The 15,500-nt window shown below is 58.9% G+C and carries 17 protein-coding genes and 1 tRNA gene; 10 read left to right on the top strand and 8 right to left on the bottom strand.

Annotation, left to right across the window (positions count from 1 at the left end; all coding sequences use genetic code 11):
- Together JT51_RS17290 and JT51_RS17285 are read right to left on the bottom strand one after the other, a co-directional pair.
- Entirely contained in the window at window positions 1–1,188 is a 1,188-nt protein-coding gene (locus JT51_RS17290; protein ID WP_037315688.1) for a pyridoxal phosphate-dependent aminotransferase, read from the bottom strand.
- A 58-nt stretch (window positions 1,189–1,246) separates the two neighbouring features.
- Complete coding sequence (locus tag JT51_RS17285) at window positions 1,247–1,591, bottom strand: MmcQ/YjbR family DNA-binding protein (RefSeq protein ID WP_037316323.1); 345 nt, start codon at window positions 1,589–1,591, stop codon at window positions 1,247–1,249.
- Between the two features lie 216 nt (window positions 1,592–1,807).
- On the opposite strand from JT51_RS17285, the gene cysS reads away from it, so the two are divergent.
- The 3 genes from cysS to JT51_RS17270 are packed head-to-tail and all read left to right on the top strand — an operon-like array spanning window position 1,808 to window position 5,741.
- Window positions 1,808–3,328, top strand: a complete 1,521-nt coding sequence (cysS, locus tag JT51_RS17280) for a cysteine--tRNA ligase (protein ID WP_081894732.1) — start codon at window positions 1,808–1,810, stop codon at window positions 3,326–3,328.
- The gene (gene cimA, locus JT51_RS17275) at window positions 3,328–4,962 is read left to right on the top strand and encodes a citramalate synthase (protein WP_037316317.1); all 1,635 of its coding nucleotides are present in this window, start codon (window positions 3,328–3,330) and stop codon (window positions 4,960–4,962) included. Before cysS ends, cimA begins: the two co-directional genes overlap by 1 nt.
- Before the next feature lie 2 nt (window positions 4,963–4,964).
- On the top strand, window positions 4,965–5,741 hold the full coding sequence (locus JT51_RS17270) for a phytoene/squalene synthase family protein (protein WP_037316314.1): 777 nt from the start codon (window positions 4,965–4,967) through the stop codon (window positions 5,739–5,741).
- Window positions 5,742–5,744: 3 nt separating this feature from the next.
- Here the strand turns inward: JT51_RS17270 and JT51_RS17265 are convergent, their stop codons facing one another.
- Window positions 5,745–6,971: an MFS transporter gene (locus JT51_RS17265; RefSeq protein ID WP_037315686.1), complete on the bottom strand. Its 1,227-nt coding sequence runs from the start codon at window positions 6,969–6,971 to the stop codon at window positions 5,745–5,747.
- Window positions 6,972–7,068: 97 nt separating this feature from the next.
- Here JT51_RS17265 and JT51_RS17260 point away from each other — a divergent pair, with 97 nt between their 5' ends.
- The 4 genes from JT51_RS17260 to JT51_RS17245 are packed head-to-tail and all read left to right on the top strand — an operon-like array spanning window position 7,069 to window position 9,165.
- The gene (locus JT51_RS17260; RefSeq protein ID WP_037315683.1) at window positions 7,069–7,701 is read left to right on the top strand and encodes a DNA-3-methyladenine glycosylase family protein; all 633 of its coding nucleotides are present in this window, start codon (window positions 7,069–7,071) and stop codon (window positions 7,699–7,701) included.
- Window positions 7,698–8,363, top strand: a complete 666-nt coding sequence (locus tag JT51_RS17255) for an alpha/beta hydrolase (RefSeq protein ID WP_037315680.1) — start codon at window positions 7,698–7,700, stop codon at window positions 8,361–8,363. Before JT51_RS17260 ends, JT51_RS17255 begins: the two co-directional genes overlap by 4 nt.
- 2 nt (window positions 8,364–8,365) lie before the next feature.
- Complete coding sequence (locus JT51_RS17250; RefSeq protein WP_037315677.1) at window positions 8,366–8,869, top strand: GNAT family N-acetyltransferase; 504 nt, start codon at window positions 8,366–8,368, stop codon at window positions 8,867–8,869.
- On the top strand, window positions 8,863–9,165 hold the full coding sequence (locus tag JT51_RS17245) for a putative quinol monooxygenase (protein ID WP_037315674.1): 303 nt from the start codon (window positions 8,863–8,865) through the stop codon (window positions 9,163–9,165). Before JT51_RS17250 ends, JT51_RS17245 begins: the two co-directional genes overlap by 7 nt.
- A 5-nt stretch (window positions 9,166–9,170) precedes the next feature.
- Here JT51_RS17245 and JT51_RS17240 read toward each other — a convergent pair whose 3' ends face one another.
- Both JT51_RS17240 and JT51_RS17235 read right to left on the bottom strand, forming a co-directional pair.
- Window positions 9,171–9,596 (bottom strand): VOC family protein, encoded by a 426-nt coding sequence (locus tag JT51_RS17240; RefSeq protein WP_037315671.1) that lies wholly within the window; start codon window positions 9,594–9,596, stop codon window positions 9,171–9,173.
- A gap of 31 nt (window positions 9,597–9,627) precedes the next feature.
- A complete protein-coding gene (locus JT51_RS17235; RefSeq protein WP_037315668.1) occupies window positions 9,628–10,233 on the bottom strand; it encodes an rRNA large subunit pseudouridine synthase E in 606 nt (201 codons plus the stop codon).
- 212 nt (window positions 10,234–10,445) lie between these two features.
- Between JT51_RS17235 and JT51_RS17230 the strand changes: the two genes are divergently transcribed.
- Entirely contained in the window at window positions 10,446–11,033 is a 588-nt protein-coding gene (locus JT51_RS17230) for an HNH endonuclease (protein ID WP_037315665.1), read from the top strand.
- A 3-nt stretch (window positions 11,034–11,036) separates the two neighbouring features.
- Here JT51_RS17230 and JT51_RS17225 read toward each other — a convergent pair whose 3' ends face one another.
- Both JT51_RS17225 and JT51_RS17220 read right to left on the bottom strand, forming a co-directional pair.
- The gene (locus tag JT51_RS17225) at window positions 11,037–11,501 is read right to left on the bottom strand and encodes a disulfide bond formation protein B (RefSeq protein ID WP_037315663.1); all 465 of its coding nucleotides are present in this window, start codon (window positions 11,499–11,501) and stop codon (window positions 11,037–11,039) included.
- Window positions 11,498–12,076: a YqaA family protein gene (locus tag JT51_RS17220; RefSeq protein WP_037315660.1), complete on the bottom strand. Its 579-nt coding sequence runs from the start codon at window positions 12,074–12,076 to the stop codon at window positions 11,498–11,500. Before JT51_RS17220 ends, JT51_RS17225 begins: the two co-directional genes overlap by 4 nt.
- Before the next feature lie 145 nt (window positions 12,077–12,221).
- On the opposite strand from JT51_RS17220, the gene JT51_RS17215 reads away from it, so the two are divergent.
- Window positions 12,222–12,307 (top strand) — tRNA-Leu (locus JT51_RS17215).
- 247 nt (window positions 12,308–12,554) lie between these two features.
- On the opposite strand, the gene JT51_RS17210 is transcribed toward JT51_RS17215, so the two are convergent.
- On the bottom strand, window positions 12,555–14,048 hold the full coding sequence (locus tag JT51_RS17210) for a BCCT family transporter (protein ID WP_037315657.1): 1,494 nt from the start codon (window positions 14,046–14,048) through the stop codon (window positions 12,555–12,557).
- 412 nt (window positions 14,049–14,460) lie between these two features.
- Here JT51_RS17210 and JT51_RS17205 point away from each other — a divergent pair, with 412 nt between their 5' ends.
- Entirely contained in the window at window positions 14,461–15,429 is a 969-nt protein-coding gene (locus tag JT51_RS17205) for a TAXI family TRAP transporter solute-binding subunit (protein ID WP_037315654.1), read from the top strand.
- Window positions 15,430–15,500: the final 71 nt, after the last annotated feature.

The following is a 15,500-nucleotide window of genomic DNA, read 5'->3' as shown; positions in this document are numbered from 1 at the left end:
CTACTCAGCCGCGCGACGTTCAGCCAGACCAGCAGCAAAGTCGCAGATCGTCCTAAGCGCTGCCGCGAACCGGTCATCATCAATTGTCATCGCAACCCGAACATGACCTGCCGCAGCTGTGCCAAAGCTTTCGCCCGGCATGACCGCAATGGCGTGCGTATCCAGCAACGCGTTGGCAAAACCTTCGCCGCTTAGTCCGGTGGCACGCATATCCAGCATCAGATACATCGCGCCCTGCGCCGGAACCAGGCCAACGGTATTCTGGGTTTCGAGAATGCGCATGGCCAGCGCGCGACGTCTGCGAAAGGGGGCCGCGATGTTCTGTTCAAGCTCGCTTCCAGCATTCAGCGCGAAACTGGCCGCGTCCTGAACGAAGCCGGGGACGCCATACGTTGTGTGCGTGGCCAGATTGATCAGATGGGCGATGACTTCCTCTGGGCCAACAACCCAACCGCATCTTGAACCGGTCATTGCATGAGATTTCGACATCGAACCAACGACCAGCGTGCGGTCTGCCATGCCCGGCAATGTCCGGGGCGAGATATGTTCGCCATCCCAAACCTGCGTGTCATAGACCTCATCCGAGATCAGCCAGAGATCGCGCTTGCGGCAAACCTCTGCAATACCGTCAAGCGTTTGACGGGAATACACCACGCCCGTGGGATTGTTTGGCGTGTTGATCAAAAGGGACACGGCACCCTCTGCAGCGGCATCAATCGCCTCGGCCCGGGGCTGGAACGCGTCTTCGGCTGTGGTCTGGATTGAACGCGCCGTCGCGCCAGCACCACGGATGGTGCCGGGGTAGGTTGCATAATACGGGTCCAGAAACAGGCCGGCATCGCCTGCGTCACACACTGCAAAATGCGCTGCAAACAGCGCGGATTGCCCGCCCGGCGTAATCAGGACGTTGTTGCGTGAGGTTGGAATGCCAGTCCGCGCCTGGATCCGGGCCGCCACAGTGTCGCGCAGCAAATCTGTGCCGGGCACCATGGCGTATCCAGTGTGTCCCTGGCGCGCCGAAATCTCCATCGCGTTTAGGATCGTGGGATCGGTGCGCACGTCATGCTCACCAATCGTCAACTCGGTTATAGCGTGGCCCTCAGCGATCATCCGACGCGCACGGTAGAACACTTCCCAACCATCGCTGCCGCCTCCGGTCAGCTGGGTGATACGCTGCGACAATTTCATGGTACGCTCCTGTCCGATCAGTTTCGCAGACTGGGCCAGAGCTTTTTGAGAATGTCAATTATCTTCGATCAGGAAGCGCGGCTTGCGCCTTCTTTGTCAGCGATGCCCGGACCAGATCATAGGACGCGGTCAGGCGGTGGCGCAATTCGTCCTCGGCACAGTCAAAGGGCAGGCGTATCCAACTGCGATGAAAGTAAGGGGCCTTGGTCGCGACATTTGCATCAATCAGCATCTGGGCGGTTTCGATATCCGGTGTCTTGACTGAAACGCCGTCATTTGCCGTGCCAATACAGGCGAACATCTTGCCGCCGACTTTCCAGGCATCATGCCCACCGCCCCAAGGGTCGGACAGCTCGGCCCCCGGCAGCGCGCGGCAGATGGAGTTGATGAAATCCCGGTTCATTGCGGCAGCCTGCGGCAGTTCCAAGTAGAACTCAAGACTTGGCTCCAGATGGTCTGCGTGCTAGAGGAGGGGCTATGAAACGCATGAGCTGCATCATTATTTGCTGCATTACCTGCTGATACTTCAAGCGGGCCGGTTTCTTTCGTTTTCATCCCTGAGACAAGTTGCTAAGCCCGCGCCAACGCGAGAAGCTATGCTGTCTTTAGGAGCCGACCGATGACGACGATCAAACTGCACAACACCCGGACGCGCACGAAAGAGGATTTCGTGCCGATCAGCGCCGACAATGTGCGGATGTATGTCTGCGGTCCCACCGTTTATGACCGCGCCCATCTGGGCAATGCGCGACCGGTGGTGGTGTTTGATGTGCTCTATCGGCTGTTGCGGCATGTCTATGGCGCCGATCATGTGACCTATGTGCGCAATTTCACCGACGTGGACGACAAGATCAACGCGACCGCACTGGCACGGCAAAAGGCCGGGGCCGAAGGAACGCTGGAGCAGTTGGTTCAGGAACGCTCGGACGAGACCATCGGCTGGTATCTGCACGACATGGGCGCGCTGGGGGCGTTGGAGCCCAACGAGATGCCGCGCGCCACGCAATACATCGCGCAGATGGTCGCAATGATCGAAGACCTGATTGCCAAGGGACACGCCTATGCCGCCGAGGGGCATGTTCTGTTCGCTGTGGACAGCTGGAAAGAACACTATGGCGAACTGTCGGGCCGGTCCGTCGATGACATGATCGCAGGCGCGCGAGTTGAGGTTGCACCCTATAAGAAGAACCCGATGGATTTCGTGCTGTGGAAACCCTCAACCGATGAGCTGCCGGGCTGGGAGTCGCCCTGGGGCCGGGGGCGTCCGGGTTGGCACATCGAATGCTCGGCCATGAGCTATGAGCTGCTGGGCGAGAGCTTTGACATTCACGGCGGCGGCAACGACCTGATGTTCCCGCACCATGAGAACGAGATTGCGCAGAGCAAATGCGCCCATCCGCATGGGGAGTTTGCAAAGGTCTGGCTGCACAACGAGATGTTGCAGGTCGAAGGCAAGAAGATGTCCAAATCGCTGGGCAATTTCTTTACCGTCCATGATCTGCTGGAACAGGACGTGCCCGGTGAGGTGATCCGCTTTGTCTTTCTGCAGACCCATTATCGCAAGCCGATGGACTGGACCGAGAAGAAGGCACGGGAGGCTGAGAAAGACCTACTCAAAATGAGTAGGTTGACTGAAAATGTCGACCTGGACCAAGAGTTGGTCGACGAGCAAATTGTTGAGCTACTCGCGAACGACTTGAATACGCCTGCGGCAGTTGCTCGACTGAAACGACTCCTGAAAGAGGGTAAGGCGGAGGTGTTGAAAGGTTCAGCGCGTCTGCTTGGACTAAAATTCCGTCCCGAAGCGAAAGATGATATGTCGGTTGGAGATGTGTTCAGTCGTTATGTCGAAGGCTTCGGGCGTGAATTCTCAGATACTTCTGAACGTATTAACCAGAAAGTTAGCGAATTCGTCGATGAATTTGTTGAGGAGCTTGAAACAGTCTCTCCAGACGTTCCTATGCGTAAAAAGCTGATAAAAAAGGCAAAAGATGAAGGTGTGGTCGAACTCGTCAGAGCATATGAAGATGCTCGAAGTACAAAAGATCACACGAGATCTGATTTATTGAGGGATCAAGCTCGTCAATTAGGTTTTGACTTGATTGCAACTCCTGATGGTTCAAAATGGAGGCCGGTTTGATGACCAAAACCCGCCTCTACCTCTACGACACCACACTGCGCGACGGGCAGCAGACGCAGGGCGTGCAGTTCTCGACCGCCGAAAAAGTGCAGATCGCACAGGCTCTGGATGTGTTGGGCGTCGATTACATCGAAGGTGGCTGGCCCGGGGCGAATCCGACGGACAGCGCGTTTTTTGACGCCGCGCCCAAGACCTCGGCGCGGTTGACCGCGTTTGGGATGACGAAGCGGTCGGGGCGTTCGGCTGAGAATGACGATGTTCTGGCGGCGGTGATGAACGCGGGCACAAGGGCCGTGTGTCTGGTCGGCAAGTCGCATGACTATCACGTCACCCATGCGCTTGGCATCTCGCTTGAGGAAAACACCGAGAATGTCCGCGCCTCGGTCGCGCATATCGTGGCGCAGGGGCGAGAGGCCCTGTTCGACGCCGAGCATTTCTTTGACGGCTACAAGGATAATCCCGCATATGCGGTTCAGGTGTGCCGGGCCGCGCTGGAGGCCGGAGCGCGTTGGGTCGTGTTGTGTGACACTAATGGCGGCGCGCTGCCGGCCGAGGTCTCGCGGATCGTGTCCGAGGTGATCGCCGCCGGGTTGCCGGGCGACCGTCTGGGCATTCACACCCATGATGATACCGAAAACGCAGTCGCCTGTTCGCTGGCTGCGGTGGACGCTGGGGCACGCCAGATTCAGGGAACGCTGAACGGGTTGGGCGAGCGGTGTGGCAATGCCAATCTGACTGCTTTGATCCCGACCTTGTTGTTGAAGGACCCTTATGCGTCGACTTTCGATATCGGGGTCAGCATGCAAGGGCTGGCCGGTTTGACGCGGGTCAGCCGGATGCTGGACGATATTCTGAATCGTGTGCCCAGCAAGCAATCGGCCTATGTGGGGGCCTCGGCCTTTGCGCATAAGGCGGGGCTGCACGCCAGCGCGATCCTCAAGGACCCGTCGACCTATGAACATGTCGATCCGGCCACGGTTGGGAACGCGCGGATCATCCCGATGTCGAACCAGGCGGGGCAGTCGAACCTGCGCAAACGTCTGACCGAGGCCGGGCTGGCTGTTGAAAAAGGCGATCCGGCGCTGGGGCGCATCCTGGACCGGATCAAGCAGCGTGAGGCCGAGGGTTATTCCTATGACACCGCGCAGGCCAGTTTCGAGCTGTTGGCGCGGGACGAATTGGGACAGCTTCCGGCCTTCTTCGAGGTCAAGCGGTACAAAGTGACCGTTGAGCGGCGCAAGAACAAATACAACAAAATGGTCAGCCTGTCCGAAGCGGTGGTTGTGGTGAAGGTCGACGGGGAAAAGAAACTGTCGGTCAGTGAATCCCATGATGAACACGGCAGCGACCGCGGGCCGGTGAACGCGCTGGCCAAGGCGCTGTCCAAGGATCTGGGGCAGTATTCGCGTATATTGGACGATATGCATCTGGTGGATTTCAAGGTGCGCATCACCCAGGGCGGGACCGAGGCGGTCACGCGTGTCATCATCGACAGCGAGGACGGGCAGGGGCGCCGCTGGTCGACCGTTGGCGTCAGCGCGAACATAGTCGATGCGTCATTTGAGGCGCTGCTGGATGCGATCCAATGGAAGCTGGTACGTGATTGCGGACCTCAGTCGGCGGTGGCCGAGTGACCGTGGCATTTGACGAAGACGTAAAAGCCTGCGCCGCGCTGGTACATCGGGCTGATCCAGACCGTTTCATGGCAGTGATGGCTGCGCCTGTTTCAGCGCGTGCGGCGCTGTTTCCGCTATATGCGCTGAACGTCGAGGTCGCGCGCGCGCCTTGGGTCACGCAAGAGCCGATGATCGCGGAAATGCGCCTGCAATGGTGGCGCGATGCGCTGCAGGAGATCGCCGAAGGAAAGCCCGTGCGCAGGCATGAGGTCATGACCCCCTTGTCGCGCGTTCTCTCGCCGCATCTGGCGGCCCAGCTGGACGAATATGTGGCCGTCCGGCGTTGGGACATTTACCGCGATCCGTTCGAGGATGACGCCCATTTCGACGCCTACATCAACCACAGCGCCGGATCTTTGATGGTTGCAACGGCGCATGTGCTGGGTGCCGCGGATGAGGATGTTCTGCGCGAATTCGGCTATGGCGTGGGTGTGGCCAACTGGCTGCGGGCCATTCCCGATCTGGAAGCGCGCGGTCGCATTCCCTTGCTGGACGGCACGCCCGAAGGTGTCCGGACATTGGCGCAAAAGGCCCTGGACAGGCTTAAGTCGGCGCGAACCAGGTCTGCGGGTATCTCGGCACAGGCCCGGCCCGCGCTATATGCCGGATGGCAGGCGGAATGGGTGCTGCGGCGTGCTGTGGCCCAGCCAAAGCGTGTGGCGGCTGGGGATTTGCTGCAAGGGGAAGTGCGACGCAGGTTGTCGCTGATGTGGACTGCCGCCAGCGGGCGTTGGTAGGCGTCAGGCCGTTTCCGCGTCAGAGGGTTTCAGAACCAGCCACAGCAGCGCACCGCCTGCCAGTGTCAGCAACGGGATCATGGCCAGATTTACGGCGGTCCAGCCTTCGATCGGTGACCCACCCGAGCAGTTCATCAACCCGCCCGAGGCCAGCGATGCCAGCGTCACGCCGCCAAACACCAGCAGGTCGTTCAGCCCTTGCATCCGCCCACGTTCATTCACGTCATGCGAGGCGGCCAGCATCGTGGTCGCGCCGATGAAACCAAAATTCCAGCCGATGCCCAGCAGGATCAGGGCGACGAAGAAATTTCCAAGTTCGACACCTTGCAGCGCGACGACACCAGCGGCGGCCAGAATGGCAAGGCCTAGGGCCACGATCTTCTCGACTCCGAAACGGGCGATCAGCTGGCCGGTGAAAAAGCTGGGCACGTACATTGCCAACACGTGGCTGGTAACGACGTCAGCGGCGTCATTGGCCGAGAACCCGCACCCCACCACCGCAAGCGGGGTCGAGGTCATCACAAGGTTCATCAGGGCATAGGACACCATCGCGCAGATGATCGCCACGGCAATCCGGGGCGTCCTGAGCATTTCCAGCCGGGTCCGCCCTTTGGGCGCGTCTTCCTTGGGTTTTTCCGGCGTGGGAATGTCGAGAAAAAAGAACAGAACCGAGCCGACGACATTCACGGCGATCACGGCCAGATAGGTGCCGAGAAATGGGATGACATATGCGGTCGACGTCAGCTTTACGATCTGCGGCCCGATAATGGCTGCCGCCAGCCCGCCTGCCATGACATAGGAAATGGCTTTGGGGCGGAATTCATCAGACGCTGTGTCAGCCGCTGCAAACCGATAGAAACCGTGCGCGCTCATGTAGATGCCGGTCAGCAAGCTACCCAGCAGGAAGATCGGAAATGATCCCAGATACAGCCCATACGCACCCACCACGCCGCCGCAGGCTCCGGCGGTTGCACCGACAAGAAAGCCAGCGCGCCGCCCCCAGCGTTGCATGATCGCAGACACAGGCGTTGCCGCCAGCATCGAACCCAGAACGATCAGTGAAATGGGCAGGGTGGCCAGGCAAGGGTTCGTGGCCAGCGACTGCCCGGCCAACCCGCCAACGATAAAAAGCATCGGCATCTGTGCGCCAAGGATGGCCTGCGCTGCCACCAAAACGGCGACGTTGCGTTTGGCCTGACTGTTGTCCGGGGTGGCAGTTGTCATTGTCATGCGCTCATGCGTATCCGCGAAAGGTCAGCCACACAAGCGGGTTGCATCTGCGGCAAAGCGACTTAACGTGCCCGAACCATCAACTGTCGGAGCGCCCATGTCTGTCGGACGGATTATCGAGACACCCGACTGTGTCGAAGAAGGGGCCACCTGGCTGGCAGCGACGTGCCCGCGCATGGCCTGGGCGATGGAGCAGACAGGCCCTTTGCCCCTACGCCGCCGCCCGGACGGGTTTGCCCAGCTTCTTAGCGCCATTGTCAGCCAACAGGTCAGCGTGGCCTCGGCCAATGCGATCTGGAAGCGGTTGCGCGACGCGAAACTGACCGGACCGCGCAAGATCATGTGGGCCACGGATGACGATTTACGCGCAGTCGGGCTAAGCCGTCAGAAAATCCGTTATGCCCGGGCGCTGGCCGAGGCGCGTATTGATTACAAAGTCTTACGAGATGCTTCTAACGAAGAGGTCATGGCCGTTTTGACCGAAGTACCGGGCATTGGCGTCTGGACGGCTGAGATTTACGCGATGTTCTCGCTGGGCCGGGCCGATGTGATCGCGCCGGGTGATCTGGCGCTGCAAGAGGCGGCGCGCATCCTCTACGATCTGCCCAAACGCCCGACAGACAAGGAACTGCGCCAGATGGCCGAGGCCTGGTCGCCCTGGCGATCGGTTGCGGCGCGGGTGTTGTGGGCCTATTACCGCGTGGCCAAAGAACGAGAAGGGATCAGATGACACGGGTTTTGAATGCGCTCCGAAAAGAGCCGGTTTCGGGCGATACACGCTCAGTCGTGGTGTTCGTGCATGGCTATGGCGCCAACGGGGCCGATTTGCTGGGGCTGGCCGACCCGCTGGGCGAACACCTGCCGGACACGCTGTTTGTGGCCCCTGATGCGCCCGAACAGATCCCCGGAATGCCCAACGGCTTTCAGTGGTTCCCGATCCCGTGGATCGACGGCTCGTCCGAGGAAGAAGCGCGGCGCGGCATGGAGATGGCGGTCGAGGATTTCAACGCTTTCCTTGACGCTCTGATGGTGGACGAAGACGTGTTGCCCGAGCAGGTTGTTCTGTTCGGTTTCTCGCAGGGCACGATGATGAGCCTGCATGTCGCCCCACGTCGTGAAGACCCGGTTGCCGGGATCGTTGCCTTTTCGGGCCGGTTGCTGGAACCCGATCTGTTGCCGGACGAAACGGTCAGCCGGATGCCCGTGTTACTGGTGCATGGGGATGCCGATGATGTGGTGCCACCGCAATCGCTGCCCGAAGCCGCCGAAGCGCTGCAAGAGGCCGGGTTCAAAGATGTTTTTGCCCATGTGATGAAGGGCACCGGCCACGGTATCGCACCCGACGGCCTGAGCGTCGCGCTGGCCTTCATGCGCGACAAGCTGAGCCTGTAGCGATGATCGCGGTCCGCCCCATGATGCCCGAGGATGTGGCGACGGCGTGCCGCATCCTCAACGATATCATCCAGATTGGGGGGTCAACCGCGTTTGAAACCTCGTTTTCTGAAGCGCTGTTCAGGCAAAGCTTTCTAGACGGAGCCGACAAGACTTTCTGTCACGTCGCGCTGGATGATCAGGGCGATGTGGCAGGGTTTCAATGGCTGGGTACGAACACGGATTTGCCGCCGGATTGTGCCGACATCGCCACCTTCGCCCGACGCCAACCTGTGTTGAAAGGGGCTGGGCGCGCTTTGTTTGCGGAAACGTCAAGGCAGGCTGTGGCCATGGGCTTTATTGCGATCAACGCAACCATCCGGGCCGATAACGGGCAAGGGCTGAACTATTACGACAAGATGGGGTTTCGTGATTATTCTGTCGATTATGGTGTGCCGTTGCGGGACGGAACGCCGGTGGACCGGATCTCGAAACGATTTGAACTGAAAAGGAAAATCGAATGCTGATCGTGACGGGAATTGTCGAAGTTGCGCCAGACGGCGTTGAAAACGCCGCTAAGGCCGCGCAACAGATGGTGGCTGAAACGATGAAAGAGCCGGGGTGTCTGACCTATGAGTTCAGCCAGATTCTGGGTCAGCCCAACCGGTTTCGGATCTATGAGGAATGGCAGGATCAGGCCGCGCTTGAGGCGCATTTTACCGCGCCGCATATGGCCGCGTTTCAGGGTGTACTTGCAGAGGTCGGCGTGATTTCAGCCGATATCTACCGGGTTGTCGGCGGTATAAAGCAGCCGCTGAACTAAAGATGTCAGCCCCACAGATGCCCTTCGGCGAACTCCACCGAATTCCCGGATGGGTCCCGCACGTATAGTGAGTGCGCGCCGCTGGGCCAGTCGAATTCCGCATCGATGGGGATGTTCCAGTCCAACAGATGTTTGCGCATCGCGTCGATTTCGGCGCGGGTCAGGATCAGGCAGACATGGCCAGGTCCACGCGCGCCATGCGGCGGGACTGGCAAATCGGGGTTGCCCGGCGGTTTCTCGGTTTCATCTGCGTTGAACAGCAACAGGACCGAGCCACCGACCCGGAAGAAAACATGCCGATTGGCCACGCGCTGAATTCGCTCAAGCGCAAGAACCTCGCCATAGAACCGCTGGGCCTCATCCAGATCGTCGACATACAGCGCGGCTTCTAGAATGCCTGTGGGTGTGGGGATATCCGGCGTGACCTTCATTCTGTAAGTCTATCACAACACGCGCTTTTTGTCACCGGCGGGGGCGGCGGTCCCGTTTGCGCTGTGGGGCGGCCTGCAAAGCCGGTGGGGACAGGGTGTCCCATTGGCCCGGGTCCAGCCCGTCCAATGACCAATCACCGATCTGCGCCCGGATCAGGCGCAGCGTCGGATGCCCCACGGCTGCCGTCATGCGTCGGACTTGCCGGTTGCGGCCTTCGCGCAGCGTCAGTTCGATCCAGCAATCGGGTACTGTTTGGCGCACGCGGATCGGAGGGTTGCGTGGCCACAGCCCCTGCGGCTCATCCATCAGTCGCGCCTTGGCGGGTCGGGTCGGCCCATCCTTTAATTCGACCCCGTCGCGCAAGGCTTTCAGGGCTGCGGCATCCGGCAGCCCTTCGACCTGCACCCAATAGGTTTTGGCCATCTTGTGTTTGGGATCGGAAATCTGCGCCTGCAGCCGCCCGTTGTCGGTCAGCAGCATCAGCCCCTCGCTGTCGCGGTCCAGCCGCCCGGCCGGATACACTCCGGGCAGGTCGATATAATCCGACAAAGTGCTGCGCGGCGTATCCGAATTCGCGCGGTCAGTGAACTGCGGCAGCACGTCGAAGGGTTTGTTGAAGCGTATGAACCAAGACATGGTTCACGCCATAGCCCGCCGACCAGATCGGTGCAACCTGTGGATAACTGTCACGATGTTGTTACGGATTCGGCTTAACCAATCCCCGAGATATTGTGGAAACTCAGGGCTTGTCAGAGTTTTAACACGATATATAGTTAAGTTAAGGCCGGGGCGGGTGTTCCCCGCTCTGGTGTCAAAACGGGCAGAGCAGAGCGAGGAGCGATTCTGAGATGGATGGAGACTTCAGGACCGAATTTGTCAGGGAACCGGGTGCGCTAAAGCACCATCCGGCATTGGTTTTGAACGCCGATTATCGCCCCTTGTCCTATTACCCCTTATCCCTGTGGCCCTGGCAAGAGGCGATAAAGGCGGCCTGGCTGGACAGGGTGGACATTGTGGCCGAGTATGACGAGGTGGTCCGAAGCCCGAGTACCGAGATACGAATACCGTCGGTCGTTGTCCTCAAAGATTATGTGAAACCCAGAAAGCGCGTGGCCTTCACGCGCTTTAATTTATTTTTGCGGGACGAATTCCGCTGCCAATACTGCGGCGGTCGTGGTGATCTGACGTTTGATCATGTCGTACCGCGCGCAGCAGGTGGTGTCACAAGCTGGCAAAACGTGGTCGCTGCGTGCAGCCCATGCAACTTGCGCAAAGGGTCGAAATCCCTAAGGCAGGCGAGGATGAACTTGCGCAAACCGCCACGTCAGCCCGATGCCGAGGCATTGCGGAATATCGGTCGTAAATTCCCGCCGAACCATCTGCATGACAGCTGGATCGACTTTTTGTACTGGGATGCGGAACTGGACGAGTTCTGATCTTTACCGCGCACGCCACGCCGCGAGCCAGACCAACACCAATACAGCGGAAAGAACAGCGTTCCATCCGGCCATCGACAGGCCGAACATTTGCCAGGGGATATCGTCGCAACGTACCAGCGGGGCGTTCATGATCTGATCCATCAGCTCTTGCGATGACAGACCACCGATATCGCCCGAGGTACAGGTCGAAGGACCCTCCCACCATTTTTGCTCGACCCCGGCGTGAAAGACGCCGATCACGGCTGTTGTCAGTGCTGCAAGCCCGCCGAGAAGGGGCAGGTATGCCTGTCGGGGCAGGGCAAGCGCCAAAGCTCCGATCAGGATGGCCACGCCATGCGGATACCGCTGCCAGATGCACAATTTGCAGGGCGGCAGCCCGCCGATGTACTGAAACCCCCATGCGCCAAGCAAAAGCGCGACTGAGCCGCAAGTGGCAACAAGAACAAGTATGTTTCTGCGCGTCATAGGTACCTCACCACCAGGAAACCACCGAACAGAAGGATGATGAACAGGGTAAACAGAAGGCCCAGCCGCTTTTCAATAAAGGCGCGGATCGGTTCCCCGAACTTCCAAAGCAGCCCGGCGACCACAAAGAATCGCAAGGCCCGCGCAAGAATCGACGTGGCAATGAAGGTGCCCAGCGGCATCCCGGTCCAGCCGGACATGATCGTGATGACCTTATAGGGGAATGGGGTGACACCAGCAGCCAACACGGCCCAAAACCCGAAGTCGTTGAACTTGGTGTTGAACTCTTCCATGGCGTGCGCCTTGCCCATGGATTCGAGGATGGGTTGACCGATGCTGTCGTAAAAGAACGCGCCGATGGCGTATCCCAGCAAGCCCCCCAAAACAGATGCGACAAGTGCGACAGTTGCGATCAGCCATGCACGGGAAGGGCGGGCCAGGATCATCGGAATCATCAGAACATCCGGTGGAATCGGAAAGAACGAACTTTCGACAAAGGCCACAACGGCCAATGCCCACAGGGCACGCGGATGTTCGGCCAGACGAATGGTCCAGTCATAAAGCGATCGCAACATAACGTGTTATTTTCCTGTTTCGTCGTTGCGCAAGCCAAACCACGCGTCTGACAAGGCGTCAACCGCTGCCGGGCAAACAAACTGGATTTGGGTTGGTTTTTGCCTCTGGACCTTCCCGGTCTTGGACGCTAATTCAGTGTTCGTGGCCCAAGTGGCGGAATGGTAGACGCAGGGGATTCAAAATCCCCCGTCCTAACGGACGTGCCGGTTCGAGTCCGGCCTTGGGTACCAAGGTAAAAACAGAGGGTTAGGGGAACCTGCTCTCTGTTTTTTCTTTTCCGGCATTTCGATTTCTCACGCTTTCACACTCTGGGTTAATTTTGGTCCCATCTCAGATTCGACGGGGTCGCAGGGGCTTAGGCTGTATGCGGCGCAGTGTGATTGCCGGTTCATGGATTGCGTCGCAGGCACAGCCAGATCAGAAATCCAATGTAGGCAAAGATGGTGAGGTTCAGCATGGTGTCGATGACTTCGCTGCTCATGGGTGATCCTCGCGCGTCAGGCTTTTGAACAGGCAGATCACGAGGATCGGCACGATGAAGACAAACGCCATGGCCGAAAGCGCGATGATTGACCTGACCAATGAGATATCGCCCACCAGTATCATCGCCAGCCCAAGCGCGCCCAGAATGACACCCCAGATTGTGCGGATGCGGGGTGACGGGTTGTCATCGCCACCTGTTCCGATCATCGCAAGGGTGAACCCGGCGCTGACGACACTGGTCACCACGAACAGAAACGCGGCCAGCACGGTGGCCATTTGCGTCAGGCCGCCCAGTGGGAACTTGGCCAGCAGGGCGAATGTCGTCGCATCCAGGTTTTCGGCGTTGACGGCGGCCAGGGCACCGTCCTGGCGCAGTGCGTCGTAAAAGCCCAGCCCGCCGAAGATACCAAACCACAGGATCGAGAACAGGGTGGGGGCCACGATGACGCCGACCAAAAACTCGCGAATGGTGCGCCCGCGTGAAATCCGGGCGATGAAAATGCCCACAAAGGGCGACCAGGCCAGCCACCAGATCATATAGTTCAGCGTCCAGCCGTGAAACCAATTGACCAGAATGTCGTCAAAGAATTCGGCGGTGGAAAACCCTGCGGGCAAGACCTCAAAAAGATAGCGGCCAAACCCTGACACAATGTCATTCATCAGAAACGAAGTGGGGCCCAGGATCAGCAGATAGACCATCAGCCCGACCGCAATCAGCATCGCCGTGTTGGATAGCAGCGACATCCCCCGACCAAGATCGCGTCGCAGGGGGATGATGTAGGCCACGCAAAGCAGGGCAAAAACGGGCAATGTCAGTACGCCCGGTTGGTCGATGCCGATCAATCCGGCCAAACCGGTTTGAATCTGAAACACGCCCATTGCCATCGACCCCGCCAGACCAACCGCAATCGCGACGATCGAAAGCAGATCGAACACCCATCCCAGCGCTTTGATCCAGCCTGCGTCGCCCAGTGCGTCGGTCAGGGGTGCGCTCAGCAACAATGTGCGGTGCCGACGATAGGCGAAATAGGCGATGACCAGACCCACGGTCGCGTAGATCGCCCAGGCGTGGAACCCCCAATTCAGATAGGTGACGAACAGGGCATAACTGGCAGCTTGGGGGTCAGAATCGTATTGGCGCAGCACTTCGAAGTGGGTCAGCGGCTCGGCCGCGCCGTAAAACAGCAGCCCGACCCCCATTCCGGCGGCGAACAGCATGGCGATCCATGCCGGTGTGGAAAATTCCGGCTCGGCACTGTCGGGGCCAAGGCGAATGTTTCCAAACCGGGACAGGGCCAGATACAGCGCCACCAACAACAGGCAGCTGACTTCAAGCATGATGAACCAGCCGCGGCTGTTGAACTGCATGTTGACGGCGGCTGCGGCCAGACGCCCAAGCCCCTGTGAATCAGCGATGCCCCAAGTTGCAATCGCCGCGCTGATTGTAAGGGCTACGACAAGCAAGGGGCTGGGGGATGTGCGTCTCATCAACGGGCGCCTTTCGCGGCAACTGTGGAAAAATCCCTTTGCGAACCTGTGATTACAGAGGCGTGCAAAATTTGGCCCGAGGTTACGGGTCAACCAATAAACATTCAAAAGAATTGTTGCGTCAGTCGGGGCGTTTGTCCCTTTGCCCAGCTTTGTTCAATGTTTCGGCCATTCAAGCCAACAGCAGGGGGAAACTTTGGAAAAACCCTTCAGATATGCAGCTTTGGCTCGTTCTGCCGTGCACGGGGGTTGACAAGTCGAGTGTCTAAATGAAACGTCGAAGGTGTTGGGAGATTTGGAATTTCAGGCGTTTGTATCTGTTGCAAGACAGGTTCGCTTGTCGTACCCGCTGAACCCGTGATGGGACCGCTAACAATCTCTCATCCACCAAAAGAATTGGGAGTTCACAAAAATGAAAAACAGCAGCAAGCTTAGCCTCGGCGCGGTCGTTACCGCAGCCCTTATGGCACCTGCCGCATATGCAGAAGAATTCATCACCATTGGCACCGGCGGTGTGACCGGTGTGTATTATCCGACAGGCGGCGCAATCTGCCGTTTGGTCAATAAAGGCCGCAAGGAACATGGCGTGCGCTGCTCGGTCGAATCGACCGGCGGTTCGGTCTACAACATCAACACCATCCGCGAAGGTGAGCTGGAGTTCGGTGTGGCCCAGTCCGACTGGCAGTACCATGCGTTTAACGGCACCTCGAAATTCGAAGAGGCGGGCCCGTTCGAAAACCTGCGCGCCGTATTCTCGGTACACCCCGAACCCTTCACCGTTGTGGCCCGTGCCGATTCCGGCATCGCCAACTTCGAAGACCTGAAGGGCAAGCGCGTCAATATCGGCAACCCCGGTTCCGGTCAGCGCGGCACCATGGAGGTTCTGCTGGGCGAAATGGGTTGGACCACCGATGATTTCGAACTGGCGACTGAGCTGAAGGCGGCTGAACAGTCGGCAGCCCTGTGCGACAACCAGATCGACGCCATGGTTTACACCGTGGGTCACCCGTCGGGTTCGATCCAGGAAGCGACCACAGCCTGTGACTCGGTTCTGGTGAATGTCAGCGGTGACGCGGTCAGCAAGCTGGTTGACGACAACTCGTTCTACCGTACCGCAACCATCCCCGGCGGCATGTACCGTGGTTCGGATGGCGACACCGCGACCTTTGGTGTCGGCGCGACCTTCGTGACCTCGGCAGACGTATCGGATGACGCGGTCTATGCGGTTGTCAGCTCTGTCTTTGAAAACTTCGATGATTTCAAAAAGCTGCACCCCGCATTTGCGAACCTCAAGCCCGAGGAAATGATCGCGGACGGCCTGTCGGCCCCGCTGCATCCGGGTGCCGCGAAGTACTACAAAGAAAAAGGCTGGATTGAATAATCCACCGATGACCAAGGAACGAGGCGCCCGTGCGCCTCGTTTTTTTAACCGGGAAACACCGGGACGAATAA

Source organism: Ruegeria halocynthiae, from assembly GCF_000743705.1.
In the GTDB taxonomy this organism is placed as follows: Bacteria; Pseudomonadota; Alphaproteobacteria; order Rhodobacterales; family Rhodobacteraceae; genus Ruegeria; species Ruegeria halocynthiae_B.
The sequence above is the reverse complement of the archived record's forward strand: the minus strand, read 5'-3'. Positions and strand labels throughout refer to the sequence as shown.

Coding starts and splice junctions, on each gene's coding strand:
- JT51_RS17290 (WP_037315688.1), bottom strand. CDS start 1,188: ATGAAATTGTCGCAGCGTATCACCCAGCTGACCGGAGGCGGCAGCGAT.
- JT51_RS17285 (WP_037316323.1), bottom strand. CDS start 1,591: ATGAACCGGGATTTCATCAACTCCATCTGCCGCGCGCTGCCGGGGGCC.
- cysS (WP_081894732.1), top strand. CDS start 1,808: ATGACGACGATCAAACTGCACAACACCCGGACGCGCACGAAAGAGGAT.
- cimA (WP_037316317.1), top strand. CDS start 3,328: ATGACCAAAACCCGCCTCTACCTCTACGACACCACACTGCGCGACGGG.
- JT51_RS17265 (WP_037315686.1), bottom strand. CDS start 6,971: ATGACAATGACAACTGCCACCCCGGACAACAGTCAGGCCAAACGCAAC.
- JT51_RS17260 (WP_037315683.1), top strand. CDS start 7,069: ATGTCTGTCGGACGGATTATCGAGACACCCGACTGTGTCGAAGAAGGG.
- JT51_RS17255 (WP_037315680.1), top strand. CDS start 7,698: ATGACACGGGTTTTGAATGCGCTCCGAAAAGAGCCGGTTTCGGGCGAT.
- JT51_RS17250 (WP_037315677.1), top strand. CDS start 8,366: ATGATCGCGGTCCGCCCCATGATGCCCGAGGATGTGGCGACGGCGTGC.
- JT51_RS17245 (WP_037315674.1), top strand. CDS start 8,863: ATGCTGATCGTGACGGGAATTGTCGAAGTTGCGCCAGACGGCGTTGAA.
- JT51_RS17240 (WP_037315671.1), bottom strand. CDS start 9,596: ATGAAGGTCACGCCGGATATCCCCACACCCACAGGCATTCTAGAAGCC.
- JT51_RS17235 (WP_037315668.1), bottom strand. CDS start 10,233: ATGTCTTGGTTCATACGCTTCAACAAACCCTTCGACGTGCTGCCGCAG.
- JT51_RS17230 (WP_037315665.1), top strand. CDS start 10,446: ATGGATGGAGACTTCAGGACCGAATTTGTCAGGGAACCGGGTGCGCTA.
- JT51_RS17225 (WP_037315663.1), bottom strand. CDS start 11,501: ATGACGCGCAGAAACATACTTGTTCTTGTTGCCACTTGCGGCTCAGTC.
- JT51_RS17220 (WP_037315660.1), bottom strand. CDS start 12,076: ATGTTGCGATCGCTTTATGACTGGACCATTCGTCTGGCCGAACATCCG.
- JT51_RS17210 (WP_037315657.1), bottom strand. CDS start 14,048: ATGAGACGCACATCCCCCAGCCCCTTGCTTGTCGTAGCCCTTACAATC.
- JT51_RS17205 (WP_037315654.1), top strand. CDS start 14,461: ATGAAAAACAGCAGCAAGCTTAGCCTCGGCGCGGTCGTTACCGCAGCC.